The organism is Skermanella sp. TT6, assembly GCF_016653635.2.
Lineage (GTDB): Bacteria > Pseudomonadota > Alphaproteobacteria > Azospirillales > Azospirillaceae > Skermanella > Skermanella cutis.
Map to the genome: position 1 here is coordinate 117501 of NZ_CP067420.1, position 26600 is coordinate 144100.

22 protein-coding genes, 2 tRNA genes and 2 rRNA genes (1 of these 26 only partly in view) are annotated in these 26600 nt (G+C 65.7%); 17 read left to right on the forward strand and 9 right to left on the reverse strand.

Annotated elements, in window-relative coordinates; translation table 11 throughout:
- From IGS68_RS00510 to IGS68_RS00525, 4 genes are all read left to right on the forward strand, one after another.
- Positions 1-2249 (forward strand): 23S ribosomal RNA (locus tag IGS68_RS00510); it begins 504 nt to the left of the window's first position.
- Positions 2250-2354: 105 nt separating this feature from the next.
- Positions 2355-2469, forward strand: a 5S ribosomal RNA gene (rrf, locus tag IGS68_RS00515).
- Between the two features lie 70 nt (positions 2470-2539).
- Positions 2540-2616 (forward strand) — tRNA-Met (locus IGS68_RS00520).
- 70 nt (positions 2617-2686) lie between these two features.
- A complete protein-coding gene (locus IGS68_RS00525; RefSeq protein WP_201076500.1) occupies positions 2687-3220 on the forward strand; it encodes a 6-pyruvoyl trahydropterin synthase family protein in 534 nt (177 codons plus the stop codon).
- A 37-nt stretch (positions 3221-3257) separates the two neighbouring features.
- Here IGS68_RS00525 and IGS68_RS00530 read toward each other — a convergent pair whose 3' ends face one another.
- Positions 3258-4589, reverse strand: a complete 1332-nt coding sequence (locus IGS68_RS00530; protein WP_201076502.1) for an O-antigen ligase family protein — start codon at positions 4587-4589, stop codon at positions 3258-3260.
- 344 nt (positions 4590-4933) lie between these two features.
- On the opposite strand from IGS68_RS00530, the gene IGS68_RS00535 reads away from it, so the two are divergent.
- Positions 4934-5992, forward strand: a complete 1059-nt coding sequence (locus IGS68_RS00535; protein ID WP_201076504.1) for an acyltransferase family protein — start codon at positions 4934-4936, stop codon at positions 5990-5992.
- A gap of 57 nt (positions 5993-6049) precedes the next feature.
- Here the strand turns inward: IGS68_RS00535 and IGS68_RS00540 are convergent, their stop codons facing one another.
- The 3 genes from IGS68_RS00540 to IGS68_RS00550 form a co-directional block, all read right to left on the reverse strand.
- Complete coding sequence (locus IGS68_RS00540; RefSeq protein ID WP_247881113.1) at positions 6050-6445, reverse strand: c-type cytochrome; 396 nt, start codon at positions 6443-6445, stop codon at positions 6050-6052.
- Between the two features lie 171 nt (positions 6446-6616).
- On the reverse strand, positions 6617-7606 hold the full coding sequence (locus IGS68_RS00545; RefSeq protein ID WP_201076506.1) for a flagellin: 990 nt from the start codon (positions 7604-7606) through the stop codon (positions 6617-6619).
- Positions 7607-7784: 178 nt separating this feature from the next.
- A complete protein-coding gene (locus tag IGS68_RS00550; RefSeq protein WP_201076508.1) occupies positions 7785-9050 on the reverse strand; it encodes a UbiH/UbiF/VisC/COQ6 family ubiquinone biosynthesis hydroxylase in 1266 nt (421 codons plus the stop codon).
- Between the two features lie 299 nt (positions 9051-9349).
- Between IGS68_RS00550 and IGS68_RS00555 the strand changes: the two genes are divergently transcribed.
- The 5 genes from IGS68_RS00555 (at position 9350) to IGS68_RS00575 (ending at position 15061) form a co-directional block, all read left to right on the forward strand.
- Entirely contained in the window at positions 9350-9688 is a 339-nt protein-coding gene (locus IGS68_RS00555) for a P-II family nitrogen regulator (RefSeq protein WP_158043445.1), read from the forward strand.
- Positions 9689-9867: 179 nt separating this feature from the next.
- On the forward strand, positions 9868-11094 hold the full coding sequence (locus IGS68_RS00560) for an aminotransferase class I/II-fold pyridoxal phosphate-dependent enzyme (RefSeq protein ID WP_201076510.1): 1227 nt from the start codon (positions 9868-9870) through the stop codon (positions 11092-11094).
- A 49-nt stretch (positions 11095-11143) separates the two neighbouring features.
- Positions 11144-13831, forward strand: coding sequence for a DNA translocase FtsK (locus tag IGS68_RS00565; RefSeq protein WP_247881114.1), 2688 nt, complete (start codon positions 11144-11146; stop codon positions 13829-13831).
- A gap of 77 nt (positions 13832-13908) precedes the next feature.
- The gene (locus IGS68_RS00570; protein ID WP_201076512.1) at positions 13909-14553 is read left to right on the forward strand and encodes a LolA family protein; all 645 of its coding nucleotides are present in this window, start codon (positions 13909-13911) and stop codon (positions 14551-14553) included.
- A 232-nt stretch (positions 14554-14785) separates the two neighbouring features.
- Positions 14786-15061, forward strand: coding sequence for a hypothetical protein (locus tag IGS68_RS00575; protein ID WP_201076514.1), 276 nt, complete (start codon positions 14786-14788; stop codon positions 15059-15061).
- Positions 15062-15142: 81 nt separating this feature from the next.
- Here the strand turns inward: IGS68_RS00575 and IGS68_RS00580 are convergent, their stop codons facing one another.
- Positions 15143-16882: an ATP-binding response regulator gene (locus tag IGS68_RS00580; RefSeq protein WP_206379346.1), complete on the reverse strand. Its 1740-nt coding sequence runs from the start codon at positions 16880-16882 to the stop codon at positions 15143-15145.
- Between the two features lie 615 nt (positions 16883-17497).
- Between IGS68_RS00580 and IGS68_RS00585 the strand changes: the two genes are divergently transcribed.
- The 3 genes from IGS68_RS00585 (at position 17498) to IGS68_RS00595 (ending at position 20589) form a co-directional block, all read left to right on the forward strand.
- On the forward strand, positions 17498-17986 hold the full coding sequence (locus IGS68_RS00585; protein ID WP_201076531.1) for an MmcB family DNA repair protein: 489 nt from the start codon (positions 17498-17500) through the stop codon (positions 17984-17986).
- 177 nt (positions 17987-18163) lie between these two features.
- The gene (locus IGS68_RS00590) at positions 18164-19096 is read left to right on the forward strand and encodes a glycosyltransferase family 9 protein (RefSeq protein ID WP_201076534.1); all 933 of its coding nucleotides are present in this window, start codon (positions 18164-18166) and stop codon (positions 19094-19096) included.
- A gap of 206 nt (positions 19097-19302) precedes the next feature.
- Complete coding sequence (locus tag IGS68_RS00595) at positions 19303-20589, forward strand: EAL domain-containing protein (RefSeq protein ID WP_247881115.1); 1287 nt, start codon at positions 19303-19305, stop codon at positions 20587-20589.
- Here IGS68_RS00595 and IGS68_RS00600 read toward each other — a convergent pair.
- The 4 genes from IGS68_RS00600 to IGS68_RS00615 all read right to left on the reverse strand — a co-directional run bounded on the left by IGS68_RS00600 (position 20561) and on the right by IGS68_RS00615 (position 22876).
- Positions 20561-21238, reverse strand: coding sequence for an ATP-dependent Clp protease proteolytic subunit (locus IGS68_RS00600; protein WP_201076536.1), 678 nt, complete (start codon positions 21236-21238; stop codon positions 20561-20563). The genes IGS68_RS00595 and IGS68_RS00600 overlap by 29 nt on opposite strands.
- Before the next feature lie 111 nt (positions 21239-21349).
- Complete coding sequence (gene msrB / locus IGS68_RS00605; protein WP_201076538.1) at positions 21350-21808, reverse strand: peptide-methionine (R)-S-oxide reductase MsrB; 459 nt, start codon at positions 21806-21808, stop codon at positions 21350-21352.
- A 127-nt stretch (positions 21809-21935) separates the two neighbouring features.
- The gene (locus IGS68_RS00610; RefSeq protein ID WP_201076539.1) at positions 21936-22112 is read right to left on the reverse strand and encodes a hypothetical protein; all 177 of its coding nucleotides are present in this window, start codon (positions 22110-22112) and stop codon (positions 21936-21938) included.
- Between the two features lie 107 nt (positions 22113-22219).
- A complete protein-coding gene (locus IGS68_RS00615; protein WP_201076541.1) occupies positions 22220-22876 on the reverse strand; it encodes a hypothetical protein in 657 nt (218 codons plus the stop codon).
- 760 nt (positions 22877-23636) lie between these two features.
- Here IGS68_RS00615 and IGS68_RS00620 point away from each other — a divergent pair.
- From IGS68_RS00620 to IGS68_RS00635, 4 genes are all read left to right on the forward strand, one after another.
- On the forward strand, positions 23637-24851 hold the full coding sequence (locus IGS68_RS00620; RefSeq protein WP_201076543.1) for a tyrosine-type recombinase/integrase: 1215 nt from the start codon (positions 23637-23639) through the stop codon (positions 24849-24851).
- Between the two features lie 243 nt (positions 24852-25094).
- A tRNA-OTHER gene (locus tag IGS68_RS00625) sits at positions 25095-25218 on the forward strand.
- A 72-nt stretch (positions 25219-25290) separates the two neighbouring features.
- On the forward strand, positions 25291-26103 hold the full coding sequence (locus tag IGS68_RS00630) for a hypothetical protein (protein WP_201076545.1): 813 nt from the start codon (positions 25291-25293) through the stop codon (positions 26101-26103).
- An 11-nt stretch (positions 26104-26114) separates the two neighbouring features.
- Positions 26115-26600 carry a hypothetical protein gene (locus IGS68_RS00635; RefSeq protein WP_201076547.1) on the forward strand — a complete coding sequence of 162 codons (486 nt, stop codon included), beginning with the start codon at positions 26115-26117 and terminating at the stop codon, positions 26598-26600.

Genomic DNA, 26600 nt, shown 5'->3' on the forward strand with positions numbered 1-26600 from the left:
TGCCTACAAGCAGTCGGAGCGGCCTTGTGCCGTGACGGCGTACCTTTTGTATAATGGGTCAGCGACTTAGAGTATGCAGCGAGCTTAAGCCGGTAGGTGGAGGCGCAGCGAAAGCGAGTCTGAACAGGGCGTTTCAGTTGCATGCTCTAGACCCGAAACCTGATGATCTAGCCATGGGCAGGTTGAAGGTGCGGTAACACGCACTGGAGGACCGAACTCACGCCTGTTGAAAAAGTCGGAGATGACCTGTGGCTAGGGGTGAAAGGCCAATCAAATCAGGAAATAGCTGGTTCTCCGCGAAAGCTATTTAGGTAGCGCGTCGGATGGTTGCCCACGGGGGTAGAGCACTGGATGGGCTAGGGGGCCTCACCGCTTACCAAACCTAACCAAACTCCGAATACCGTGGAGCACAGTCCGGCAGACAGACGGTCGGTGCTAAGGTCGATCGTCAAGAGGGAAACAGCCCAGACCGCCAGCTAAGGTCCCCAAGTGGTGGCTAAGTGGGAAAGGATGTGGGAAGGCCATGACAACCAGGAGGTTGGCTTAGAAGCAGCCATCCTTTAAAGAAAGCGTAATAGCTCACTGGTCTAGACAAGCCGGCCTGCGCCGAAAATGTACCGGGGCTCAAGCCACCCACCGAAGCTGCGGGTGCCGGGATCTTCGATCCCAGCGCGGTAGCGGAGCGTTCCGTAAGCCTGCGAAGGATGTCCGCGAGGCCATCTGGAGGTATCGGAAGTGAGAATGCTGACATGAGTAGCGACAAAGAGTGTGAGAAACACTCTCGCCGGAAGTCCAAGGGTTCCTGCGCACGGTTAATCCGCGCAGGGTGAGCCGGCCCCTAAGGCGAGGCCGAAAGGCGTAGTCGATGGGAACCTGGTTAATATTCCAGGGCCTGGCAGAGGTGACGAATCCCGAAGTGCGTACGGCCTTATCGGATTGGCCGTGCGCTGGAGGGGTTCCTGGAAACAGCCCTGCCATACAGACCGTACCCGAAACCGACACAGGTGGACAGGTAGAGCATACCCAGGCGCTTGAGAGAATGGTGTTGAAGGAACTCGGCAAATTACCCTCGTAACTTCGGGAGAAGAGGGCCCCGTTCCCGCGCAAGCGGGGGCGGGGGGCACAGACCAGGGGGTGGCGACTGTTTACTAAAAACACAGGGCTCTGCGAAGTCTGGCATGACGACGTATAGGGTCTGACGCCTGCCCGGTGCCGGAAGGTTAAAGGGAGGGGTGCAAGCTCCGAACTGAAGCCCCGGTAAACGGCGGCCGTAACTATAACGGTCCTAAGGTAGCGAAATTCCTTGTCGGGTAAGTTCCGACCTGCACGAATGGCGTAACGACTTCCCCGCTGTCTCCAACACCAACTCAGCGAAATTGAATTCTCCGTGAAGATGCGGAGTACCCGCGGTCAGACGGAAAGACCCCGTGCACCTTTACTCCAGCTTTGCAGTGGTGCCAGGGTTCCCATGTGTAGGATAGGTGGGAGGCTATGAACCGCAGGCGCCAGCTTGCGCGGAGCCATCCTTGAAATACCACCCTTGGGATCTCTGGCATCTAACCGCGCTCCCTGAACCGGGAGCCGGGACCCTGCATGGCGGGGAGTTTGACTGGGGCGGTCGCCTCCCAAAGAGTAACGGAGGCGCGCGAAGGTTGGCTCAGAGCGGTCGGAAATCGCTCGACGAGTGCAATGGCATAAGCCAGCCTGACTGCGAGACCGACAAGTCGAGCAGAGACGAAAGTCGGCCATAGTGATCCGGTGGTCCCGCGTGGAAGGGCCATCGCTCAACGGATAAAAGGTACGCCGGGGATAACAGGCTGATCTCCCCCAAGAGTCCACATCGACGGGGAGGTTTGGCACCTCGATGTCGGCTCATCACATCCTGGGGCTGGAGCAGGTCCCAAGGGTTCGGCTGTTCGCCGATTAAAGTGGTACGTGAGCTGGGTTTAGAACGTCGTGAGACAGTTCGGTCCCTATCTGCCGTGGGTGTCGGAGTGCTGAGAGGCGCTGTCCCTAGTACGAGAGGACCGGGATGGACGCACCTCTGGTGTACCGGTTGTGGCGCCAGCCGCATCGCCGGGTAGCTAAGTGCGGACGGGATAACCGCTGAAAGCATCTAAGCGGGAAACCCCCCTCGAAACAAGCACTCCCCTTAGAGCCGGGATAGACCATCCCGTCGATAGGAGGCGTGTGGAAGCGCGGCAACGCGTGAAGCTAAGCCTTACTAATCGCTCGAGCGGCTTGATCCCGACTGCGCGCGTCATGCGCAGCAGAAAGCCCGCACAACAAGCATCCGTCGAAGACGCATCACACATCCTCATCACTTACCTCGAAGCACCCGGGCGCTTGGTCGACCTGGTGGTCATAGCGAGGGGCCCGCACCCGATCCCATCCCGAACTCGGCCGTGAAAACCCTCCGCGCCAATGGTACTGCGTCTCAAGACGTGGGAGAGTAGGTCGCCGCCAGGTCCACCAATCGCCCGTGCGCTTCAAGGACAAGCAAACCGTCACGAATTCTCCCGCATGTCCGTCGCCCTGACGCGGGGTGGAGCAGCCCGGTAGCTCGTCAGGCTCATAACCTGAAGGTCGCAGGTTCAAATCCTGCCCCCGCAACCAAGTCCCAGCGAAAAGCCCGGATCTCACGATCCGGGCTTTTCGCTGTTCGCCATGATGGAGTACAGCCCCGATGGGTTTCACGGTCACGCGACAGATCGGCATCGACGCCGGCCATCGGATCGCCAGCCACGGATCCAAATGCCGTCACCTCCACGGTCACCGCTATCTGGTCGAGGCCTGCTGCCGGACCGCCTCCGGCGACCTGCGGGCCGACGGCGAGCAGGCGGGGATGGTCCTGGACTTCGGTTTCCTCAAGGAGGAAATGATGGCCCACATCGACGCTCCCTGCGACCACGGACTGATCCTCGACCTTGCGGATCACCAGATCCTGTCGATGTTCGCGCCACCCGGCATCCGTCCCGCCGACTGGCTCGACCGGCTGGCGGGGCAGGTCCGCGACCGGGGCTACGTGCAGACGGCCGATACCGCGTTCGGCCAGAAACTCTATGTGCTCCCTTACCCGCCCACGGCGGAATGGCTCGCCAGGCACTGGTTCGAGCGCCTGGCGCCCGCGGTCGAGGCGCGGAGCGACGGCCTGGCGGTGCTGGACCGCGTGACCGTCTGGGAAACTCCCAATTGCTACGCGACGTACACGGCGGGCTGAATCCACCCTGTACGTCGCGTACGCCTCCCGCGGGGGCCTACTCGCCCGGTGCGGGATAACCTTGCAGGGGACGCCCCGCGCCCGATGGCACCGGCGCGTTCCGCCGTTCCGTTGCCATCGCCCGGCGGGGCGTGAGGTAGAGCAGGGTGACCATGATCAGCGTCCAGGTCAGCTCGCTCTGCTCCAGCAGGAATTTCTCCGTCATGCTGTAGATCAGCGTGTAGATCATCAGCAGCATGTAGAACAGGCCGGCGATGTCGTTGCTTCCGATCAGGCGGGAATAGGCCCGCTTGATGCCGGTGAAGAACACCACCAGGAACAGCCCGAAGCCGACGAAGCCCAGTTCCAGCCAGACGTCCAGATAGCCGTTGTGGCCGTTGCCGATCGTCGCCCAGATGCGCGCATACACATAGCTGGCACCTTCCGGGGTCCAGAAGGCCCGGTATCCCGCTCCCAGCATGGAATGGTTCATGCCGGCGGTGATCGCGTGGGTCCAGATGGTGGTGCGTCCGGTGAAGGTCAGGTCGCGGCCGACCGCCTCCAGGCCCACCACGAGGAACTGCGTGACCGCCATGACCATCGCGAAGCCGAGGATCAGCAGCGACCCGACGCGGAGCGACATGGGCAATCGTGCACCGCGCAGGAACCGCAGCACGTAGATCAGAAGCAGCAGCACCACGGTCGTGATCCAGGCCGTCCGGGACTGCGACATGGCCAGCATGAAGGCGCACATCCCCAGGCCCGCCCAGGTGAACCAGCGCTGCTTGCCGCCCCGCTCCATCATCAGCAGGCTGAAGATGATGACGCCCAGCGCCATCATGCGGCCAAGCCTGTTCTTGTGGCCGAAAGACCCGAGCCAGCTTCCCCCCAGCGGCGGACCTTGGTGGATGGTCGAGGTGGGATACAGGATCACCAGGATCAGCGACAGCACCGCTCCCAGCATCAGGGCCCAGCCCACCAGCTCCATCAACTCGCGGGGCGTGTACCGCAGGACAAGATAGAAGGCGAAGGTGGTCGTCAGGGCCAGGGCGACCGCCCGCCGGAAGGTCGCGTCGGGATAATAGGACCACAGGGCCGAAAACAGGGCCAGGCCGGTCAGTGCCAGGAGGGCCCAGTTCCCGATCAGCAGCTTCGGCAGGCGGACGCGTTCGGCAAGGATGTAGAGCAGCCCGATCGAGTAGATCGTCAGCGTCGCGGCCTGGAACTTGATGTTGCCGGAATCGACCTCGTCCGCGAAGTCGCGGTTCATCTCGATGCCCGACCGGAACGCGAACAGGTACGGGGCCAGCGCCCCCGCCAGGACCATGAGCGCCAGGACGCAGAAGACCCGCTCCAGGTTGCGCATCAGGTAGAATTGAAAATCGGTCATGCAATGCCATTCAGTCGATCGATGCCCTGCCGATAAACGCCGCGGGGGACCATCGAAAACCGCCAGTACTCATCTCCAGGATAATAGCGAAGCGCCGGCTGCGGCGGCAGCGATCATCCGGGTAAGCCGAATGCCCACGGCGTTGTCAGCTTGTGTTGCGCCGCACGGGCAGGTCCATGATTCCGCCATTATTCGGCGAGACCGACCTGAACCGGGATTCCATCTATCTGATGGTCGCGATCGGGAACGTTGGTGGCACTCCGCAAACCACCGTGCGAAGTGACGTCGGACATGCCACAGTCCAGGCTCTTCCAGGGGTCTAATTGCCAGATTTGAGAAATCCTATGAGTGACGAGACGGTCGCGTGGGTCCAATGTGCCAAAGGCATCACGATTTGCCTGGTGGTTTATGGCCATGCCATGTTCGGCGTTGATGCGGCTGTCGGGATAAACCCGACGTTCTTCTTCTACAACAATGAGTTTTTCAGCCTTTTCAGGATGCCTTTGTTCTTCTTCGTTTCAGGCATCTTCGCTTTCCGCAGCATCGCCCGCCCCCTGGATCAGTTCGTCAACCGGACGGTCCTGCATTTCGTCTATGTGTATCTGGTCTGGTGCGTCATCCAGTACGTGTTCCGATTGCTGACCGGAGGGATCGGCAACCAGAGCATCGATCCCTATGCGATCCTCCTGATCGCCTACCAGCCGATCAACGTGCTGTGGTTCGTCTATGTCCTGCTGGCCTTCTTCGTCGTCACGCGGCTTCTTCGCCCGGTTCCCTACTTCGTCGTGCTGGCCCTGGCCGGCGGCCTGGCGGTGGCGCACGTGAACAGCGGGGTCTACGTGGTGGACCGCTTCACCAGCAACTATGTCTTTTTCCTGATGGGCTATTACGGCTCGCAGATGATCCTGGACCGCGCGCGGCAGATCACCTCGACCCATGCGATGGTGCTGGTGCCGCTGTTCATCGCGGTGACCTTCGCGCTGATCTATGCCGATCTCCGGCATGTCCAGATCGTCCGGCTGGCGGTCGTCATGTTCGCCATCTTCGCCATGATCGCGCTGTGCGTCGTGCTCTCTGACCGGAAGCTGGATGGGCTGTTCCTCTACGCCGGCAGCTATTCCTTGCCGATCTTCGTATCCCACACCATCGCCACCGCGGGCTCCCGCGTCATCCTGTCCAAGCTGGGCCTGGGCAATCCGGTGCTCCTGGTGGTCGGCTCGACGCTGGGCGGCATCGTCCTGCCGATCATCCTGGCGAAACTGTGCGACCGGATCAGGTTCCCCTGGCTGTTCCGCAAGCCCGGCTGGTTCTCGGTCCATATCCGATCCGACGATCCGCCGCCACGCCGGGCGCCCTCCGAACCGTCCGACCATCGGCTCGCCGACACTTCCGCTCGCCCATAGGCGTCACCCCGGGCCGGAAAGATTTCGACCCGGCGCTGCGGCCGGGTCGACGCACCGTCACTTGGCGGTTTCCGCCTTGAGATAGGCGATCAGGTTGGCGAGATCCTCGTCCTTGCGGACGCCCGCGAAGGCCATCTTGTTCCCCGGGATGAAGCCCTTCGGGTCCTTCAGGTACTTGGACAGGCTTTCGTCATCCCAGGTGATATCGGCGTTCTGGAGGGCCTCGGAATACTTGAACCCCTCGACAGACCCGGCCTTGCGGCCGATCAGCCCGACCAGATGGGGACCGACGCGGTTGGTTTCCTGATCCACCACATGGCATGCGCGGCACTGGTTGAACACCCTCTTGCCGGCTTCGGCATCCTGCGCCCGGGCGGGTCCGGCGGACAGCAGGGCCGTGGAAACGGCGGCTACCATCAGGCAACCGGAACAGGCGGCGAGCAACTTCCTCATTACGACGTCTCCTCAAGCAACAACGTTCCAGGCTCAGCCGCTCCGTGCGGCTGACATGGTTGGGGTCAGCCCCGTGCCAACGTTTTGGGCACCCTTGTTGTTGCTCTGGAATTGGGGCGAATTTCCGGACCGTCCATCCCTGGCGGCGCAAGCGGCCGGGATCGGCGCCGCTCAGATCAGCAGGCTCAGGACCGCCCTGTTGCTGGCCTGGACGATCGCCAGACCCTGCCGCGCCATCTCCTGACGGACCTTGAACGCCTCGAACCGGGCGCTCTCCTTCGTCATGTCGGCGTCCTGTATGGCGCCCAGCCCGCCTTCCGAGGCGGCGGCGACGTCGTTGTTGAAGCTGATATAGTTGTCGATGCTGCGCAGGTCCTTGAACAGGCCGTTCATCACCCGGCTCAGCGAGTCCTCGAGCTGGGACAGCCGGTAAGGGCTGCTGCCGCTGTCGTCGATCATGGCGGCGGCCCGGGCCGCGTCGGGGGTCGGGATGACCTGCTGCTCGGACGGAAAACCCCGGCCGTTCTGCACGAGGTTCTGCCCGGTGTCGAGGAAGACCTGCCGCCAGGCCTGGGCGATGTCCTCCTTGTTGCGGGCGCCAGAGGTGCCGTTCGGATCGGTGAAGCCGGAAAGGGTGAGGCTGCCGCCGGTCGGGTCCCAGTCGCCGACCGTCGTCTGCCGGCCATCCACATTGCTGACCACCTTGTGCGGGGCGGTATAGATGCTGTTGTAGAACTCCCCGTCCGACACCAGCGAGGTGCCGTCCTTCATCAGCCCGTTGTAGTGGTCCAGGATCTCCGCGGCATAGCGCTTGTAGCGGATCTCGTAATTTTCCCGCTCGACGCCGACCAGGGAACTGTCGGCCAGCTTGACCAGCGTCTTGCGTACCTGCGCGGTCAGCGACGACATCACCGATACGCCCTCGGTCGTGCGGAAGATCGAGTCCTTGGTGGCGTTCAGCCGCTCGTTCACGGCATTGATCGCCTTGACGTTCGTGTCGATCCGGACGGATACGGCGAAGGCCGCGCCGTCGGTGTACGCGTCGACGATGTTCTTGCCGGTCGCGAGCCGCGCCTCTGCCGCCTTGGTGTATTCCGCCGCCATGCTGAGCGATCGCAGGGCCGACATCTGGACGGCGTTGGTATGGATCGAGAGCGACATGGCGAAGCCTCCGAGCTTCTCTGCTGACCGCCGGGCGGAAGAAATTTCCCACGGGCAGGATTCTCCTGCGGGCAAAAGATGCCCCCAGGCAATTTTTGCCTCCCAAGTTTTAAATGTTCGTAAAAGGCAGGGATCCGTCCGTTGCCGCACCCGGGACGCGGCGCCGCCGGGGAGGGCCCTACAGGGGCTCTCCCCGGATCATCCGCGGAAGCTCGCCGACCATCCCCATGGCATGGCGCATGAAGAACTTTTTCAGCGGAGGCATGCGGTTGACCGCCGCCATGCCGATGTCGCGCGCCAGCTTCAGGGGTCCGAAATCGTTGGAGAAGAGGCGGGTCAGCAGGTCGGTCACGGTGATCAGCGTCAAGTTGTCGAACCGGCGCCAGCGCTGATAGCGAGCCAGCGGTTCCGCCCCGCCGATGTCGAGGCCGAGCCGGTGGGTGTCGACGATCACCTCGGCCAGCGCCGCCACGTCGCGCAGGCCCATGTTCAACCCCTGGCCGGCGATCGGGTGCATCGCATGGGCCGCCTCCCCGACCAGCGCCAGGCGCTGCGCGACATAGCGCTCGGCATGGAGCACCGACAGCGGCCAGGCCGACCGCCTGGTCACCACCCGCACCGGCCCCAGCCAAGTGCCGATCCGCCGCTGGAGTTCCGCGGTGAAGGCCTCGTCCGACAGGCCCATGAAGGTCGGCACCAGGGACTTCCGCTCGCTCCAGACGATGGACGAGCGGTTGCCGGTCAGCGGCAGGATCGCGAAGGGGCCGCCGGGCAGGAACTTCTCGACCGCGACGCCGCCATGGGGCAGGTCGTGCGCGATGTTGCAGATCATGGCGCTCTGATCATAGGTCCAGGTCGTCACGCCGATGCCGGCCGACCGGCGGCAGAGCGAGTTCCGGCCGTCGGCGCCGATCACCAGCTTCGCCGTCACGGTCCGCCCGTCGGCCAGGAAGACCTTCGCGGCGCGGGCGTCGCGCTCGATCCGGGTGACGGCGGCCGGGGCGATGTGACGCAGCCCTGGCAGTTCGGCGATGCGGGCGAAAAGGGCGCGGCGAATGACGATGTTGTCCGCGATCCAGCCGAACGGGCCGATGCCGACGTCCTGGTGGTCGTAGTGGAGGAACAGGGGCGACTCCTGGTCGACCACCCGGATGTCCAGGATCGGCTCGGCGTCGTCGGCCATGTGGCGCCAGACCCCGGCACCGTCCAGCACCTGCTTGGAGCAGAAGGCCAGCGCGGTCGTCCTGCCGTCGAAGTCCGTCTCCATCTGCGCGGGCGGAGTGTCGCGGTCCAGGCATACCACCAGCACGCCGGCGGTCGCCAGGGCCGCCGCCAGGGTCAGGCCGGCCAGGCCGCCGCCCACGATCACCACCTCCGTCGTCAGGTCGGCGGAGTCGGTGCTTTGTGCGGCCGTCGCGGGCCGTACGGGATCTGATATCGTCATGTCCTTGAAAATCGTCCCGCCCGAACCGGATGTCCAGCGTGTCTTTATGGCGCAGCCGGTTCTTGATTGCTCAAAAAATAGGCGTACTTCGTCCATGAAATAAGCAGCCATTCCGAAAGCCATAGGTGGATGGCGGCATCCGTGAGACTTTCGCGGGATATGCCCGCCCGGCATGCTTCTTGAAAACCTGCAGGCCAGTGGGGTCGCATGCGGACCACCGGACGGCCGCCCGGCTGGGGGCCGCGCGGGGGACCAGCGGACGGGCTTCGTTCGGCGATGAGAACAAGGGAAAACAGTTCATGAAACTCATAGTGGCGATCATCAAACCGTTCAAGCTCGACGAGGTGCGCGAGTCCCTGACGTCGCTGGGCATCCAGGGCCTGACGGTCAGCGAGGTCAAGGGATTCGGCCGGCAGAAGGGACAGACCGAGATCTACCGCGGCGCCGAGTATTCGGTCAGCTTCCTGCCCAAGGTAAAGGTGGAGGTCGCGGTCACCGACGAACTGGCGGAGCAGGTCGTCGAAGCGATCCAGAAGGCCGCCAACACCGGCCGGATCGGCGACGGGAAGATCTTCGTCCTCGAGATCGCCCAGGCCGTACGCATCCGCACCGGCGAAACCAACGGAGAGGCGCTCTAAGGAGGGCGGTCGTCCCGCCGGCGGCTCCCGGCGGATGGGAGCGGGGCGGGTCGGAGTGGGGTGGCCCGGCGGAATGGCAGTTCCGCCGGGCCTTCTTTCTGCGAGGCCCCCGCTTGTACGCGCGGCATGCCGCGGCTACACTCGTTTACGTTTTGTACGAACCTCCGGGATCGACCGGCATGCTGTCTTCTCCGCTCGTGAACGATCGGCTCGGCCGGTTGAGCGATTATCCCTTCACCCGGCTTGCCGCGCTGCTGGCCGGGATCACGCCGCGCGCGAACGCGGAGCCCGTCGTCATGTCGGTCGGGGAGCCGCAGCACGCGCCGCCCGCCCTGATCGACGAGGTGCTGCGCACCCAGGCGCATCTCTGGGGCAAATACCCTCCGGTCGCGGGCACGCCGGAGTTCCGGGCGGCCGCCGCCCGCTGGCTCGACCGGCGCTACGGCCTCCCCGCCGGCATGGTCGAGCCGGACCGCATGGTGCTGCCGGTCGCCGGCACGCGGGAGGCGCTGTTCCTGGCGGCCCTGCTCGCCGTGCCGGAATCGAAGGCCGGCATGAGGCCGGCCGTGCTGCTGCCCAACCCGTTCTACGCGGCCTACGAGGGGGCGGCCGTCATGGCCGGGGCCGAAGCGGTGTTCCTCACCACCACCCGCGAGACCGGTTTCCTGCCCGACCTGGACGCGCTGTCGCCCGAACTGCTGGACCGCACGGCGCTGTTCTATCTGTGCACGCCGTCCAACCCCCAGGGCGCCGTCGCCGACCGGTCCTATCTGACGCGCGCGATCGGTCTTGCGCGCCGGCACGGTTTCGTCCTGGCGGTCGACGAATGCTACGCCGAGATCTACGACGCCGAGGCGCCGACCGGCGTGCTGGAAGTGGCGGCGGCCCTGCAGGCGCGGGGGGAAGCGTCGGGCGGCGGGCTTGCCAACCTGCTGGTCTTCCACTCTCTGTCCAAGCGGTCGAACGCCGCGGGCCTGCGGTCCGGGTTCGTGGCGGGGGACCCCGACCTGATCGCCCTGTTCTCCCGCCTGCGCAGCTACTCGATCGCCGGCACGCCGCTGCCGGCCCTCGCGGCCGCGGCGGCGCTGTGGGACGACGACGTCCACGTGGTCGAGAACCGGGCCCTCTACCGCGCGAAGTTCGACGCCGCCGAGTCCGCCCTGGACGGGCGATTCGGCTTCTACCGGCCGGCCGGCGGATTCTTCCTCTGGCTCGACGTGGGCGACGGCGAGGCCGCCGCCGCCACCCTGTGGCGGGAGGGAGGCATCAAGGTACTCCCCGGCGCCTATCTCACCCGCCCCGATGCCGACGGCGTCAACCGCGGCTCCTCCTTTATTCGTATAGCATTGGTCCATGATGCCGCCACGGTCGCGGAAGCCTGTACACGGATCGCCAAAATCCTCTAAACCTGACCCGGCAAGACCCCGCGCAGCACCAAGGAAGAGCAAGGTCCCCATGGCGTCCCGTACCGCCGCATCAAGTTCCGCCGCCCCGTCCGGCGGCGTTTCCGGTGGGCGGTCCACCGCCGGCCGCGGTTCCGCCGGCCCCGGTTCCGCCGGCAGGGCCGGCACCGGACGGACCGCCGGGGCGTCCGGCGGCCGGTCCGTCGGGGGCCGCGCCAAGGCGCCGCTGCTTCCTCCGGCGGCCCGGGACTTCATCCGGCAGCGGGCGGTCGAGGGCGTCGGCCTGGCCCTGACCTCCATCGGGCTGCTGCTCGTCCTGGTGCTGCTGACCTACGATCGGGGCGACCCCTCCTGGAACACCGCGGTCAACCCGGAGGCCAACCCGAAGATCGGCAACGTGCTCGGTCTGACCGGCGCCTATGCCGCCGACCTGCTGATGCAGTGGCTGGGCATCGCCTCCTACCTTCTGGGCGCCATCGTCATGGCGTGGGGACTCCGGATCATGAGCCACCGGGGGCTGAGCCGGATCGTGCTGCGGGTCCTGATGACGGTCGTCGGCGTGCTGACGGCCTCGACCTTCTTCGCCCAGGTCCCGGCGTTTCCCGGATGGCAGCTCACCCACGGCCATCTCGGCGGTACCGCCGGCGACATCCTGCTGACGGCGCTTTCCAGGCTGACCGGTGGGCTGATCGAGGGACTGGACCGGCCCCTGCTCGCGACGATCTCGGGCGGCGTCTCGGTCGTCTCGGTCATCGTGGCCCTCGGCCTCTCGCTCCGCGACTGGCGCGACGGCGCCCGCAGCGTGGGCTGGGCCGTCGGCGCCGCCGGGCGCGGCGCCCGGGAGGCCGGCGGCAGGGCCGGACAGGCGGCGCGCGAGGCTTCCGGCCTGCTGCGCGACCGCCCCGGCCTCGGCGGCCTTGGCGGGCCGGGGGGATTGGCGGGGCTGTTCGGCTTCGGCCGGCCGGATGGGGAGGACGAGGCGGAAGCCGATGCCCGCCCGCCCAGGTCCCGGTCCACGCGCGGAGTCCGCAAGCCGCCGCGCCTGGACGACGGGGAGGCCGACGATCCGGAAACCGGTGCCGACCTCGGCGACGACGGTGTCGACGACCCCCCCAAGCCGCCCAGGCCGGTTTCCGTGGTCAAGCCCACGCCCGGGCCGAAGCCGGTGGCCGGCAAGCCGTCCGGCCAGCGCGAGCCGATGCTCGAACTGTTCCCGGAAACCGACTACGAGCTGCCGCCTCTGGACCTGCTCCAGGAGCCCGATCCCTCGGCCAAGCCGAGCACCCTCGACGACGATGCCCTGCGGCAGAACGCGGTGATGCTGGAAGGCGTCCTGGGCGATTTCGGCGTCCGCGGCGAAATCCAGAAGGTCCATCCCGGCCCCGTCGTCACCCTGTACGAGTTGGAGCCGGCGCCCGGCACCAAGTCGTCCCGGGTCATCGGGCTGGCCGACGACATCGCCCGGTCGATGAGCGCTGTGTCGGTCCGTGTCGCCGTGGTTCCCGGCCGCAACGTGATCGGGATCGAGCTGCCCAACGCCCGGCGGGAGATGGTGCTGCTACGCGAGCTGCTGGCGGCGGAGAGCTACGAGCGGTCGGCCGCCAAGCTGGCCCTGGTGCTCGGCAAGGACATCGGCGGCCAGCCGGTGATCGCCGACCTCGCCCGCTTCCCGCACCTGCTGGTCGCCGGCACAACCGGGTCGGGCAAGTCGGTCGCGATCAATACCATGATCCTGTCGCTGCTCTATCGCCTGCCGCCGGACAAGTGCCGCTTCATCATGATCGACCCCAAGATGCTGGAGCTGTCGATCTACGAGGGCATCCCGCACCTGCTGACCCCGGTGGTGACCGACCCGAAGAAGGCGGTCGTGGCCCTGAAATGGACCGTGCGCGAGATGGAGAGCCGCTACCGCTCCATGTCGAAGCTGGGCGTCCGCAACATCGAGGGCTACAACGCCCGCCTGCGCGAGGCCAAGAAGAACAACGAGGTGCTGACCCGCCGGGTGCAGACCGGGTTCGATCCCGACACCGGCAAGCCGATCTTCGAGGACCAGCCGATCGACCTGACCGAGCTGCCCTACATCGTGGTGGTGGTGGACGAGATGGCCGACCTGATGCTGGTGGCGGGCAAGGACATCGAGGCGGCGATCCAGCGTCTGGCGCAGATGGCGCGGGCCGCCGGCATCCACCTGATCATGGCGACCCAGCGGCCGTCGGTCGACGTGATCACCGGCACCATCAAGGCCAACTTCCCGACCCGCATCAGCTTCCAGGTCACCAGCAAGATCGACAGCCGCACCATCCTGGGCGAACAGGGCGCCGAGCAGCTGCTCGGCCAGGGCGACATGCTCTACATGGCCGGCGGCGGCCGCATCACCCGCGTCCACGGACCCTTCGTGCGCGACGACGAGGTCGAGCATGTGGTCAGTTTCCTGCGCAGCCAGGGCGAGCCCAACTACATGGAGTCGATCACCGAGGACGAGGAGGAGCTCTCCGGCGGCGGCTTCGACGACGACGCGGGCGGCCGGCCCGGATCGGGCGACGAGCTCTACGACAAGGCGGTGGCGCTGGTGCTGCGCGAGCGCAAATGCTCCACCAGCTTCGTCCAGCGCCATCTCCAGATCGGGTACAACAAGGCGGCCCGCCTGGTCGAACGCATGGAGCAGGAGGGCGTCGTCAGCCAGGCCAACCATGTCGGCAAGCGCGAGGTGCTCGGCCGATCCGACGAGGCGGAGGAATAGGGCGGCGGCGCGGGGGATTGTGAAAAAGCCCTCTCGCCGCCCTTTTTCGGCCCCGGCGGATGAGCATATCTTGGAGCATGAAAGCCTTGCTACGCCCCCTCGTGCTTGCCGCCGGCCTCGCCCTCGCGCCGCTGGCAGCCCCCTCGATCCTCCATGCCGCGCCGGCAGCCGGCCTCACCCAGGCGGAGAAGGAAGACATCGCCCGGATCGAGCAGTATCTCGGCGGCGTCAGGACGCTGAAGTCGGATTTCGTCCAGGCCGGCGGCGACGGTTCGCTGGTCAGGGGCACGCTCTGGCTGTCGCGGCCCAACCGGATGCGGCTGGAGTACGAGCCTCCGATCCGGGACTTCATCGTGGCCGACGGATGGTTCGTCTTCTACTGGGATGACGAGCTGAAGCAGCAGAGCAGCGCACCGATCGGCTCCACCATGGCCGACATCATCCTGCGCGACAAGCTGCGCCTCAGCGGCGACATCACCGTCACCGACTTCGTCCGCGAAGCCAACGTCATCGAGGTTTCCGTCGTGCAGACCAGCGAGCCGGGGGCCGGTACGCTGACGCTGGTGTTCGAGGACGCGCCGTTGCGGCTGCGCAAGTGGCGCATCGTGGACCCCCAGGGACTGACCACCGAAGTGGCCCTGCTCAACCCGCAGGTCGGCGTCCAGCTCGACCGCGACCTGTTCATCTTCCGCGAGCCCGCCTCGGCCCGCCGGCGGGATTGACCGACGTCCGGGGCGGGGACATCCATGTTTGCTTGACGCCGTCCGAATTACTGGACGCCCGGAACCCGGCCGCTGCGATCCCGCGGCCGGGGCAGCGGGGGAAATCCTGCCGATCCGCACCTGAAATGGGTAACCCTTTCGTGGCATGGGCGTTGCAGTGAACCCTCCGCCAGCGGGGAACGCACCGGCACGCGGCCGGCCCCCGAAAACGTCGGACAACAGGAGAGTCTTCATGGCAATGAGCGGAATTCCGGGCGGCGCGTCGGTCGGCGTCGAGCAAAGCGGCAAGGGCGGCGGCGAAGCGGTCGGCCATTCGGGAAGCGCCTCGGGCGCGTTCGGCGGGGCCGGAAGCGGCGGCGGCGGCATGGGCATGGGCATGGGCGGCGGTTTCGCGACCGGCGGCATGGGATCGGGCGGCGACGCGACCTCCGACTCCTCGGCGTACGGTGCGCTGGGCGGCGACGTCAGCGACAACACGTCGATCCAGAACCTGACGATCAATTCCTGATCGGCATCCTCCCGACGGGAAGCCGGAACCGCGACAGGGGCCGCCGTGCCGTCCTCGCGGCTCCGGCGCCCCGGTCGGGCGTCACTCTACGCCGTCGCGCAGCCGATCCCGTCCCAGCAGGCTGGCCACGGCGGCACGCAGCGCAAGCGCCGAGACGGGCTTGTGCAGGAGCGGATAGCCGCTCAGCCGGGCTTCCTTAAGGCAGCGCGGGTCGGTGTCGCCGGTGATGATCAAGCCGGGAAGATCCACGTCGAGCATCTTGGCGATCTGCCGGATCGCGACGATTCCGCTGGCCGGGCCGGACAGGCGGAAATCGGCGATCACCAGGTCGGGCGGATCTGCCTGGCCCGATACACCCTCCACGGCCTCGTCATAGCCGGACGCCGCCGTCACATCGCAGCCCCATTGGTCGAGAAGAAGCTCGAGCGCCTGCAGCACGATGACATCGTCCTCGATCACCAGCACGCGGGGGCGGCCCAGGTCGTCCGGCCGCGCCGGAGCATGGACCGGTTCGGCCCGGACTTCCGCCTCGCCCTCCATCGGCACCGTGATCGCGAAGACGGATCCCTTGCCCTCCCGCGACCGTACGCTCAGGGAATGGTCCAGCAGGCGCGACAGTCGGTCCACGATGGAGAGGCCAAGGCCGAACCCGGCCGACTCCGACGTGCTCGGCGTGTTGCCGCGATAGAATTCCTCGAAGATGATGTCGAGCTGATCCGCCGGGATGCCCGGCCCCGTGTCCCAGACCTCGATCCGCAGCCGGCCGCCCTGGCGGCGGCAGCCCAGCAGGATGCGGCCGGACGATGTATAGCGCACGGCATTGGACAGCAGGTTGCGCAGGATCCGCTCCAGCAGGTCGCGGTCGCTGCGGATCACGGCGGAGCAGGGGGCGACATGCAGGGTCAATCCCTTCTGGCGGGCCGGCCCGGCGAATTCCAGCGCCATGCGGGTCAGCAGCCCGTTGACCGAATGGCCGACAGGTTCGACCCGCAGGGTCCCGGCATCGATACGGGCGATGTCCAGATGGGCGTCCACCAGGTTCTTGATGGTCGCCAGGGCGGTGTTCATGGCGCGCAGGATGTCGCGGCTGGTCGGGTCCTTGAGCCGGTTCTCCAGGGCGCCGACGAACAGGGAGAGCGCGGCGAGCGGCTGCCGGAGATCGTGGTTGGCCACGGCGAAGAAGCGGCTGCGGGCCCGGTTGGACCGCTCGGCTTCGATCCGGGCCTCCAGAAGGCTCTCCTCCAGCCGGCAATGGTCGGTGATGTCCTGGACGGCGGCCATGCACAGCGTGCGCCTGCCGAGCGTGAACCATACCGACGTGACCAGCACGTCGATCACCGTGCCGTCGGCCAGCAGGTGGCGCCATTGCCCCGACTCGCCGGGGACGGACCGGTCGGCCAGCATTTCCAGCAGCCGGGGCGCGTCCTCCGGCGGGCGGATATCGGAGATCCGCATGCCCAGGAAGCGCTCGCGCGGGTAGCCATAGCGCGATACCGCGGCATCGTTTACCGCGACGAAGGCAAGCGTATCGGGGTCGAAGATCCAGAGCGGCAGCGGATTGCGGGTGAACGCGAAGGAATCCGTCACCTGGGCGAGCAGGCCGTGGACCAGACCCTGCGTCACGGAACCGCCGGGCGGCGACGGAGCCTGGCCGGCGGCGGACGGTACCGGGTCGCACAGGCAGACCAGCCCTCCGTCTGCCATGGAGTGATGCCTGAAAGCGATGCCGCACGACTTGCGCGCCTCGCTTTCCAGACGGCCGAACGGCATCTCGAGGGCGAGCAGCGCACCGGCATCGGCCAGCAGCGCAGCTGCGGACATGTTCCATGACGATATCAGGCCGCGTCCGTCCACGGCCACGATCCCGGGCTCGCCCGTCGCATCGACGGATGGAGCATAGTCGTGGTTGGGCCGGCGGTCGGAAGTGTCGCAAGCGTTTCGGTTCTGGTCTGACATGGTCAACCTGTTGAAGACAGGAAGAGCCTATTCATTTCCGGCCTGAACGCAAAGCGGCGTAAACAGGAATCCGCGGCATTTTGGCGGTACGCGCCCGCGCCGCGCAAAAGACCGGCATTAGCCATAACGGATTTTGAATGCCAGAATCGTCATCGCGATGCACAAGGTGACGGCATTCACCAGTATTACCGGGAAAGCGCCGAGCATGAAGCCATGCATTCCCCATGGGACGATAGCGCCGCAGAAGCATAGGGCCGACGTCGAGGGGAGATCCCTCGCCGATTTGCTGCGCCGGGATTTCTCTGATCGCGGAGAAAAGCATCGGTGATGGGCTGACCTGCGATCATGCCGGCCGGTTTCCTCGATCGGAGCGCCGGACGACCGCGGCGTGCCGGGAGCCAGCGGCGAATTGACGCTTGGCCGGGCGGCCCTAACTGTTCATGATACGTACTTTCCGGGTTGGTCCGGATGGGCGGAACGATGGCTGAGACGATGGTTTTGGTGGAAGACGGAGTGGTTTCGGGGCGGACCGGCATCGCCGACCTGCTGTCACGGGGCGTACGGCGGGGCTTGGCCGAACGCGGATTCGCCAGCCTGACCGAGTTTCGCCTGGCGTCGGGCCGCCGGGCCGACGTCATGGCGGTCAACGAGGCGGGCGACGTGGTCATCGTGGAGATCAAGAGCTCGATCGCGGATTTCAGGGCCGACCAGAAATGGCCCGAGTACCAGGCCTTCTGCGACAGCTTCTACTTCGCGGTCGGGGCCGATTTCCCGGCCGACCTGATCCCGCCCGAGTGCGGGCTGATGGTCGCCGACGGTTTCGGCGCCGTGATCCTCCGCGATGCGCCCCTGGTCAAGCTCAACGCCGCACGCCGCCGCGCCGTCGTCCTGCGCGTGGCGCTGGCCGCCAGCGGCCGTCTCCATCGTCTGGAGGATCCCATGCTGACCATGGCGGTGACGGCGGGCTGATCACCTCCGGTGACGGCGGGCCGATCACCTTCGGTGACGGCGGACCGATCACCTCCGGTGACGGCGGGCCGATCCCGGGTTCCCGGCCCAGTCAACTTCAGGCCTGGAGCCTCCCCGGGGGGCTCGCTATGGTGCGCACCCGGTTCCCCGATCCCCGACCTCCAGGCACAGGTTGCAATGGCCGACGACATCCTGATCATCAAGCTCGGCGCGCTGGGCGACCTTTTCCAGTCCGAGGGCGCGTTGCGCGACATCCGTCTCCACCATCCGGATGCGCGCATCACGCTTCTGACCGGTCCGGCCTATCGGGTACTGATGGAACGCTGTCCCTGGGTCGACCGGGTGGAGCTGGACCCGCGCGCGCCGCGCTGGCGCCTGGATCGCATGCTGGACCTGCGCCGGCGCCTCGGGGCGGTGCCGTACGCCATGGTCTACGACCTGCAGAACGTATCCCGGACCGCCTTCTATCGCCGTTGGTTCCTGCCGCGCACTCCCTGGTCGGGGACGGCATCGGGCTGCAGCCATCCGCACCGGGCGGACGATCCCAAGCTGATCCCCAGCCTGCAGCGGCTCGCCGGGCAGCTGGCGGACGCGGGCGTTCCGGTCCGCCATGCCCTCGCCCCGGACTTGGGCTGGGTCGCCGACGACGTCTCCGGCATTCTCGCGGATGCCGGGGTCGGGAAACCCTACGTCGTCCTGCTGCCCGGCTCCTCGGCGAGGCTGCCGCACAAGCGCTGGCCCGGCTACGCCGCGCTCGCGGAACGCCTGATCGCCGACGGCAAGAGCGTGGTCACGGTTCCCGGCCCCGACGAGCTGGATCTCTGCCGGTCGATACCGGGCGTCACGCTGACCGGCGGGAAATGGTTGAACTATTTCCAGCTCGCGGGCGTCCTGGCCGGCGCCCGACTGGTCATCGGGAACGACAGCGGTCCCACCCATCTGGCTGCCCATCTCGGCCGCCCGACCGTCGCTCTGTTCGGCAGCCATATGGCGGCCCGCCTGACCGGCATCGACCGACCCTGGGTGACGTGCGTCGAAGTTCCGGATCTCGCGGCACTGCCCGTCGGGCAGGTCGAAGATGTCGTGAACGGACGCCTTGAACAGCGCTGAGGGCTTTCTGCCCGCCGACTCCCGGCATTTCGACGGCCGTGCGAGAGAAATAGGTTAGCTTCCATCCGTTACGTGGTATTGTCTTAAAACGAATGGCCTAATACATTAGGGTCGAGCGCCGGCTTTTCGGATGAGCCACCAGGGAGGACCGGTTTGGTGAAGGCTTGCCTGTTCGCTTTCAACGCTGCGGCGACATGGTTCCCGCCATGATGAATCCTGCCAAGACGGAACGTCCCGCCCGTGACTGGAGCCGGGTCAAGCCCGCCGAGAAGCCGGCGGTCGCACCGGCCAAACCGCCTCACGACGATGCCAAGCTGCTGTCCTTGCTTCATTCGGCCAAGCGAGAATTGCAGGGGCTGCGTCTCGTTCACCTTCACCTGTCCCTGCTGAAGGACAAGAACCTGGGAGACATCGCGACGATCCGCCGGGCCGTGCAGGAAATCTCGGAGAACTCGGCCTTCCTCCAGCTGTTCAACCTGTCGAACGAAGACATCATCTTCCTCTACAAGGGAATCAAGTTCTCGACCATCACCGACATCTGCCAGAAGATCGAGCGGCTGATGCTATCGCGGACGCAGATGACGGGGCTCAATCCCTACCGCGAAGACAGTCTATATTCGATCATGGAGCTGTCGCTCAACTTCGTGAACGTGATCCGCTTCATCGAAGGGCTGGACGTCACCGGAGGTCCGGACGGTGCGAAGGTCAGGACCAAGCCGTCGGTCACGCTCGAGGAACTGGCGCGGATCGAGCGCCAGATGCCGATCTTCGACCTGTCGCCCTACATGCTCAACCAGCCGGTGATGGACATCCGGCCGGAGGCCCGGAACCACCGCGAATATTTCGAGCTCTATATCGCGGTCAAGAGCGTGGAAGACCGGCTCAGCCCGGAATTCGACATCACCGCGAACCGATGGTTGTTCAACTATTTCACCTCGAATCTCGATCAGTCCATCCTGAAGACGCTGAACTACGGCATCGATTTCATCCGCGGCCACAAGATCGGCCTCAACATCAATCTGACGACGGTCCTGTCCGCGGCGTTCGTGAAGTTCGATGAGCGGCTCACGGCGGAGCTGCGCGGCAACGTGGTGCTGGAGATCAACAAGGTCGACCTGATCGAGAACGAGAGTCTCTACCGGGAGGTCGTCGATTTCGCCCGGAACCGCGGCTATTCGATCTGCATCGACGGCCTGACGCCGTTCTGGGTCACCCACATGGATCTGGAATACATGGCCTGCGATTATGCCAAGGTGTTCTGGTCGCCGGACATGCTGGAGATGGACCGCAACGAGTACGACAATCTCGAGGAGCGCATCAGAAACCAGGACAATTGCCGGTTCGTCCTGGCCCGGTGCGGCACGGTCTCCGGCCTGCTGTTCGCCGAAAGGATCGGCATCCACCTGGTCCAGGGCCGGATCGTCGACAACATCATCCGCAAGGGCGTCAGCGTTTCCGACGCGATCAATACCGCACGGGTAATGGACGATTGAGCGGCACGGGGACGCCCGTCCCGACCGGGTCCGGTTCGACCAGCCCGGTCACGAAGCGGTCGCCGCGCTGCGCCAGCTGCGCGCCGCTGAGGGCCAGCCCCCGCCTGGAATGCAGCGCCCGGATGGCCGGGTCGGCCAGGTGACGGGCGAATTCGGGCGAGACGCCGGCATAGGTATTGGCGATGCCACGCCGGGTCATGCCCTCGATCAGGTCGACGACCGGGCCGGGTAGCGGCAGCCGCCCGACATAGAGGGGCGCATGGAACCGGAACCGCGACCTCGGGCCGGCCAGCCGATGGTCGCCGGCGGTGAAGATCAGCGTGCAGGACGACATGCATTGCGCGGTGTCGGCGACGCTGGTCGTGACCGTCCAGCCCCCCGTCCGCAATCTTTCATGGATCTGCAAGGCCGCCGAGACGTCGCCGCCCGGGCTGTCCAGGTGCAGCCGCACCGTGGGACCGCTGGCGGCGTTCAGCTGGTCGAGCACCCGGTTGGCCGTCGCCTGGGTGATGATCCCGGAAATCTCGATGTCCCGGAGCCCCTCCGGGGTGCCCTGTCCGCCCGTCCCGTCGATCATCACCAGTCCCCGGGCACAGCCGCAGAGTGCCGCCAGGATCAGGCAATGGAGCAGGACAAGCCGGAAGCGCATGACACGAACCCAAGCCAGCAGCCCCTCTGCGGGACCGGAATGCTTGGATTCGTATCAGATTGGCCGTTTAATTGCGGTTAATGCCGTCTCACCCGCGACGGCAGGAAACCGTCAGGCGGGTTTGAAGCCCATGGCGACGCCGTTCATGCAATAGCGCAGTCCGGTCGGCTTGGGTCCGTCCTCGAACACATGGCCCAGGTGCCCGCCGCAATTGCTGCAATGGACCTCCGTGCGGGTCATGAAGAAGGAACGGTCCTCGGTCGTTTCCACGGCGCCGTCGAGCGGCTGCCAGAAGCTGGGCCAGCCGGTGCCGCTCTCGTACTTCGTGTCCGCCGCGAAGAGATCCTGGCCGCAGCCGGCGCAGACGAAGGTGCCGGAGCGCTTCTCCGCATTGAGCGGGCTTGTTCCGGCGCGCTCGGTGCCGTGCTCGCGAAGGACGTGATACTGCTCCGGCGTCAGCTGCTGGCGCCACTCGGCATCCGCCTTCTGGACGGGAAACTGGGTGGCCGATGCCTGGTTCGTGCCGCCGGTCAGCGACTTGAACAGCCCGCCTGCGCCAAGGATCGCCATGGTGCCTCCAAAAAACTGTCTTCGGTTCAAGGGATCGCTCCTGGGCCGATGATCCGGCCCCTGGGCCTTGATATGGTGTCGGGTGACCTTTCGGAAAAGCCGCTGCTCCGGGGCAGGGGCGACGGGCTCAAGGGCGCCGCTTGATCCGGCGCCACCCATACATCCCGGCCAGGACCACGAGGCCGGCCGCGGCGGCCGCGAACAGGATGATCATCAGAAGGCTGCCCAGCAGGGCGCTCAGCGTGTCCCAGAAGCCGAACATGGCGATCAGGACGACGAGAATCAGGAAGATGATCAAGGGCATGGGAGTTCCTGTCGGACGGCGCGGATGGCTTGAGGACCTTCCTGAAACCGCCTGGGAACTCCGAATGTTCCGGACAGACCCTCCGGTCAGGCCGGCTGCGGGACCGGTCAGGCTTTCATGTTCACCTGGCCGCCCGGCGGAACGGCGGCGCGGGCCTTGCTGCCGGCGGAGGCGGCCGCGTCGGCGCTCTGCTTGGCCTGCTGCTCGATCCGGCCGACGGCGGCCGAGGTCTGCTGGGTCAGGGCCTCGGTCCTCGGCAGTGCCTTCATGGCGTTCTTGGTCTGCTCGACCGCCTGCCGGTAACCCTGGCTGATTGCCGCGGCCTGCGAGGCCAGCGCCTCGGTCTTGGGTATCGGCTTCGCGGCATCGTTGCCCTGCTGCACCGCCTGCTTGTAGCCCTGGGAAATCGCTCCGGCCTGGCTGACCAGAGCTTCGGTCTTGGGCAGCGGCTTGGCCGCCTGCTTGCCTTCCTCGATGGACTGCCGGTAGGCTTGGCTGATGGCGCTGGCCTGGCTGACCAGCGATTGGGTCTTGGGCAGCGGCTTGGACGCCTGCTTGCCTTCCTCGATGGATTGCCGATAACCCTGGCTGATCGCCGCGGCCTGGCTGGCGAGCTGGTCGACCTTGGGAACCGGCTTGGTGGAGTTGTTGGTCTGGTCGATGAGGGCCTGGGATTTCTGGACGTTCTGCTTCATCTGCTGGACCAGTTCCGTCACCTTCGGCGCGGAGCGCATCAGGGAGGTATCGACGGCGGAGACGACCATGGCAGAACCTTCGGACCCTGCGTCACCCGGCCAGGCGACGTCAAATATCTAAAATACGATCGATCTCAGGATACGACCGAAAGTGTACGGTGTCCAACTCCAAATGGACATCCCTCCTTCGGCCGAACGGCGATCGGCGAATCGTCATGACACCGTTGCCTGCAACTCCTCATAGAGGGAGATCGTGCGGTCGACGCACGATCTCCGGCTGAACCCGCTGGCAAGGTCGATCCCGGCGGCGATGCAGGATCTCCCGGGACCGGCCAGGCGAATGTCAACATCGGCCATCATGGCTCACCCCGTTCTGTGCTAGTCCCCCGCAGCGACAATCCCGAAACCGGCCTTCGCGGGTGATCGAAACAAGGACCAAGACACAGCCGATTGCCCGGCATTTTATGGGATCGCGGCCAGTCCGGCGCCGAATGGGGCAATCCGTTTCCGAAAGCCGGATGCGCCTGACCGGACTTCGCGCAGCGGGGGAAAATTCATCCAAAACGAAGAGGGCCCGGAAAACCGTCGTTTTCCAGGCCCTCTGAATTTCCTGAAGTGGCGCGCCCGAAGAGATTCGAACTCCTAGCCTTCTGATCCGTAGTCAGATGCTCCGCCTTGGACAGGCTTGTCCGGGGTGCGACCATCCTTTACGATCCCTTGTTTTTCAACACGGTCACGCCGCCCCGGCGACGCCGACGCCCGCCCCGGTTGGGTATCGCGTGGGTACCCGGTGGGTCCCCAGGGACGGGGAAAGCGGAAGAGGGGGCAGGTGCGGACCAGGATCACGAAGCGGATCGTCGATGCGGCGCGGGCCGAGGGGGGCAGGCGGCTGCACGTCTACGACGACGTGGTGCAGGGATTCGGGCTGCGGGTGACGCCGGCCGGAGCGAAGAGCTACTTCGTGGAATACCGGCCTGGTACCGGCGGCCGGAACGCCCCGAAGCGCCGCATGACCATCGGCACCCACGGCGCTCCCTGGACCCCTGACACGGCCCGGAACGAGGCGGTGCGCATCCTCGGACTGGTCCGGGCGGGCAAGGACCCGGCGGCGGACCGCCAGCGGGACCGTCAGGTCGAGACGCTCACCGTCGCGACCCTGGCCGAACGCTACATCGCCCAGCACTGCAAAATCCGGCAACGCTCGTGGCGCGAAAGGGAGCGCGTGTTCAACCGCGACGTCCTCCCGCTCATTGGCCGCAAGCCAGCCGATCAGGTGAGCCGCGCGGACATCGAGGCCGTCCTCGACTCGATCGGCCCGCAGGCCCCGACGATGAGGCGCCGCACCTTCGCCTATCTCCGCGCCTTCTGGAACTGGGCGGTGAGGAAGGAGCATGTAGCGACGTCGCCCTGCGACAGGATCGACGGCGAGCGCGAGGCGGCGCCGCGCGAGCGGGTCCTGACCGAGCCGGAACTGGTCGAGATCTGGACCGCAGCCGGGACGATCGGGTATCCATGGGGACCGTTTATTAAACTACTGATCCTGACGGCCCAGCGCCGGTCCGAGGTCGCCGGCATGACGTGGGCCGAGGTCCACGACACCGATGACGGACCGATCTGGCGGATTCCTGGCGGGCGCGCCAAAAACGGTAAGCCCCACGCGGTGCCGCTGTCGCCCCAGGCGATGGCGCTTCTGGCAGACATCCCGCGGCAGGGACAACTGGTGTTCACGACGACCGGAAAGACCCCGATCAGCGGCTTCAGCAAGGGCAAGGCAAGACTGGACCGGCTTATTCAGGCGGCCCGTGGAGATGGAGTGGAGCCGATGACCGAATGGACCCTCCACGACCTCCGGCGCACCACCACGACCGGGCTGGCGCGTCTTGGCGTGCGCGCCGAGGTGGCTGACAAGATCCTGAATCACCTGACCGGGACCATAAAGGGCGTCGCCGCAGTTTATCAACGGCATGACTATGTCCGCGAGGCGCGTGCCGCGCTCGAACTATGGGGTTGGCACCTGGAGCGGTTAACAGGATTGAAGTTGTAGATCAGTTGCATTTGATTTGGGCAAGCATGGCAGGAAATCGGCAGTCCGACCGCGTCGGTACTTGTAGTGGTGACAGCCTGCTGGTGATCGGCACGTTGAAGGGGCAGAGCTAAGCATTAACAACCCATCGACGTCTAGTTGTCGAGTGATCTGTTAGAAAGCGGCGACCGACTGGATTTCTACGGTGATTTCAGCGACCAAGGATGAGAAACGGCAGCCGAGATTAGACACAAGCGTTCGATAATGAGGTGGTGCAGCAGCCCGCTCGGACCTTGATTTTAGATTTTGATAGAAACACGATAAGGACACCTGCCGTAACCGCCCTTTCACGGCGGTAACAGGGGTTCGAATCCCCTTGGGGAGGCCAGCAAAATCAATGCTTTAGCTGGCTAGCGTGTACTTGGGGCAAAAGGCCGGGCAGACATGAGGCGCGCTGGGGTTGGTTGTGATCGGCCCTGGTGCCATCTTTCCTGATGTGTCAGCCCCTGAGAAACTTTCACTTTCCGACCTGTCACGCGGCGACCTTGAAGCCCTGACCGAACGCCTGCTGGCAGAGAATGCCGCGCTGAAGCAGGCGATTGCGGATTTGCGGGCGGAGATCGCCACACTCAAAGGCGTGAAGGGTCGGCCCGTGATCCGGCCGAGCGACATGGAGCGGAAGACCGAACCCAAGTCGGAGGGCACCGACAGTCGACGCGGGAGGAAGCGCCGTAAGACCGAGCGGCTGGTCATCCACGAGGACCGGATCATCAAGGCTGACGTGCCGACCGGCTCGCGCTTCAAAGGTTACGAGGACTTCGTCGTCCAGGATCTCGAGCTGCGCCCGCACGTCGTGCGCATCCGCCGTGAACGCTGGCAAACGCCGGACGGTAGGACGGTGACAGCGCCGATGCCGGCCGGGATCACCGGCCACTTTGGGCCGGAGCTGCGCCGTTTCGTGTTGCTGCAATATCATCAGGGCCAGGTAACGATGCCGCGCCTGGTCATTCAGCTCCGGGTATTTGGCATCGACATTTCCAAGCGTCAGGTGATCCGCCTGCTGAACGCCAGCAACGGCGCCTTCCTGGACGAAGCCCGCGCGGTGCTGCGGGCCGGACTCGAAATCGCCCCCTGGATCAGCGTCGATGGGCCGTCAGGCAACGCCGTAGGCGGTAGACAGGTGTGCGGCACAAACACCGGAACGGCTTCTGCACCCGGCTCGGCAACGACCACTTTGCCGCCTTCGCCACCACAGGCTCCAAGAGCCGGCTGAATTTCCTGACGGTGCTGCGCGCCGGATACGGCGACTACGTGATCAACGCCGAGGCGCTGGACTACATGCGTCGGCGCGGACTGGCGGGATCGGTGGTCGCCCGGCTGGAGGCCGATCCCGAGCATCGGTTCGCCGACGAAGCGGCGTGGACCCGGCATCTGGAGCGGCTCGGGATCACGACGCTGACTGTGACGCCCGATCCGGTACTGGTCGCCAGCGAAGGAGCGGTGTGGGGCGCGATCAAGGCCCATGGCCTGTTGCCCGACACCGTGATCCTGTCCGACGACGCGGGGCAGTTCGCCGTCGGTCGCCACGCCCTGTGCTGGGTCCACGCCGAGCGGCTGATCCACAAGCTCGATACTTTCACCGACAAGCACCTCCAAGCTCAGCAACGCCTGCGCAGCCTGGTCTGGTGGTTCTACGCCGATCTCAAGGCTTATCGTCGCGATCCCGACAAAAGACGGCGCGGACAGCTACGTGTAGCGCATCCGATCTGA

Coding starts and splice junctions, on each gene's coding strand:
- IGS68_RS00535 (WP_201076504.1), top strand. CDS start 4,934: ATGAGTGACGAGACGGTCGCGTGGGTCCAATGTGCCAAAGGCATCACG.
- IGS68_RS00545 (WP_201076506.1), bottom strand. CDS start 7,606: ATGTCGCTCTCGATCCATACCAACGCCGTCCAGATGTCGGCCCTGCGA.
- IGS68_RS00560 (WP_201076510.1), top strand. CDS start 9,868: ATGCTGTCTTCTCCGCTCGTGAACGATCGGCTCGGCCGGTTGAGCGAT.
- IGS68_RS00615 (WP_201076541.1), bottom strand. CDS start 22,876: ATGGTCGTCTCCGCCGTCGATACCTCCCTGATGCGCTCCGCGCCGAAG.
- IGS68_RS00570 (WP_201076512.1), top strand. CDS start 13,909: ATGAAAGCCTTGCTACGCCCCCTCGTGCTTGCCGCCGGCCTCGCCCTC.
- IGS68_RS00565 (WP_247881114.1), top strand. CDS start 11,144: ATGGCGTCCCGTACCGCCGCATCAAGTTCCGCCGCCCCGTCCGGCGGC.
- IGS68_RS00530 (WP_201076502.1), bottom strand. CDS start 4,589: ATGACCGATTTTCAATTCTACCTGATGCGCAACCTGGAGCGGGTCTTC.
- IGS68_RS00550 (WP_201076508.1), bottom strand. CDS start 9,050: ATGACGATATCAGATCCCGTACGGCCCGCGACGGCCGCACAAAGCACC.
- IGS68_RS00585 (WP_201076531.1), top strand. CDS start 17,498: ATGGCTGAGACGATGGTTTTGGTGGAAGACGGAGTGGTTTCGGGGCGG.
- IGS68_RS00525 (WP_201076500.1), top strand. CDS start 2,687: ATGGGTTTCACGGTCACGCGACAGATCGGCATCGACGCCGGCCATCGG.
- IGS68_RS00575 (WP_201076514.1), top strand. CDS start 14,786: ATGGCAATGAGCGGAATTCCGGGCGGCGCGTCGGTCGGCGTCGAGCAA.
- IGS68_RS00555 (WP_158043445.1), top strand. CDS start 9,350: ATGAAACTCATAGTGGCGATCATCAAACCGTTCAAGCTCGACGAGGTG.
- IGS68_RS00580 (WP_206379346.1), bottom strand. CDS start 16,882: ATGTCCGCAGCTGCGCTGCTGGCCGATGCCGGTGCGCTGCTCGCCCTC.
- IGS68_RS00590 (WP_201076534.1), top strand. CDS start 18,164: ATGGCCGACGACATCCTGATCATCAAGCTCGGCGCGCTGGGCGACCTT.
- IGS68_RS00600 (WP_201076536.1), bottom strand. CDS start 21,238: ATGCGCTTCCGGCTTGTCCTGCTCCATTGCCTGATCCTGGCGGCACTC.
- IGS68_RS00610 (WP_201076539.1), bottom strand. CDS start 22,112: ATGCCCTTGATCATCTTCCTGATTCTCGTCGTCCTGATCGCCATGTTC.
- msrB (WP_201076538.1), bottom strand. CDS start 21,808: ATGGCGATCCTTGGCGCAGGCGGGCTGTTCAAGTCGCTGACCGGCGGC.
- IGS68_RS00595 (WP_247881115.1), top strand. CDS start 19,303: ATGATGAATCCTGCCAAGACGGAACGTCCCGCCCGTGACTGGAGCCGG.
- IGS68_RS00540 (WP_247881113.1), bottom strand. CDS start 6,445: ATGAGGAAGTTGCTCGCCGCCTGTTCCGGTTGCCTGATGGTAGCCGCC.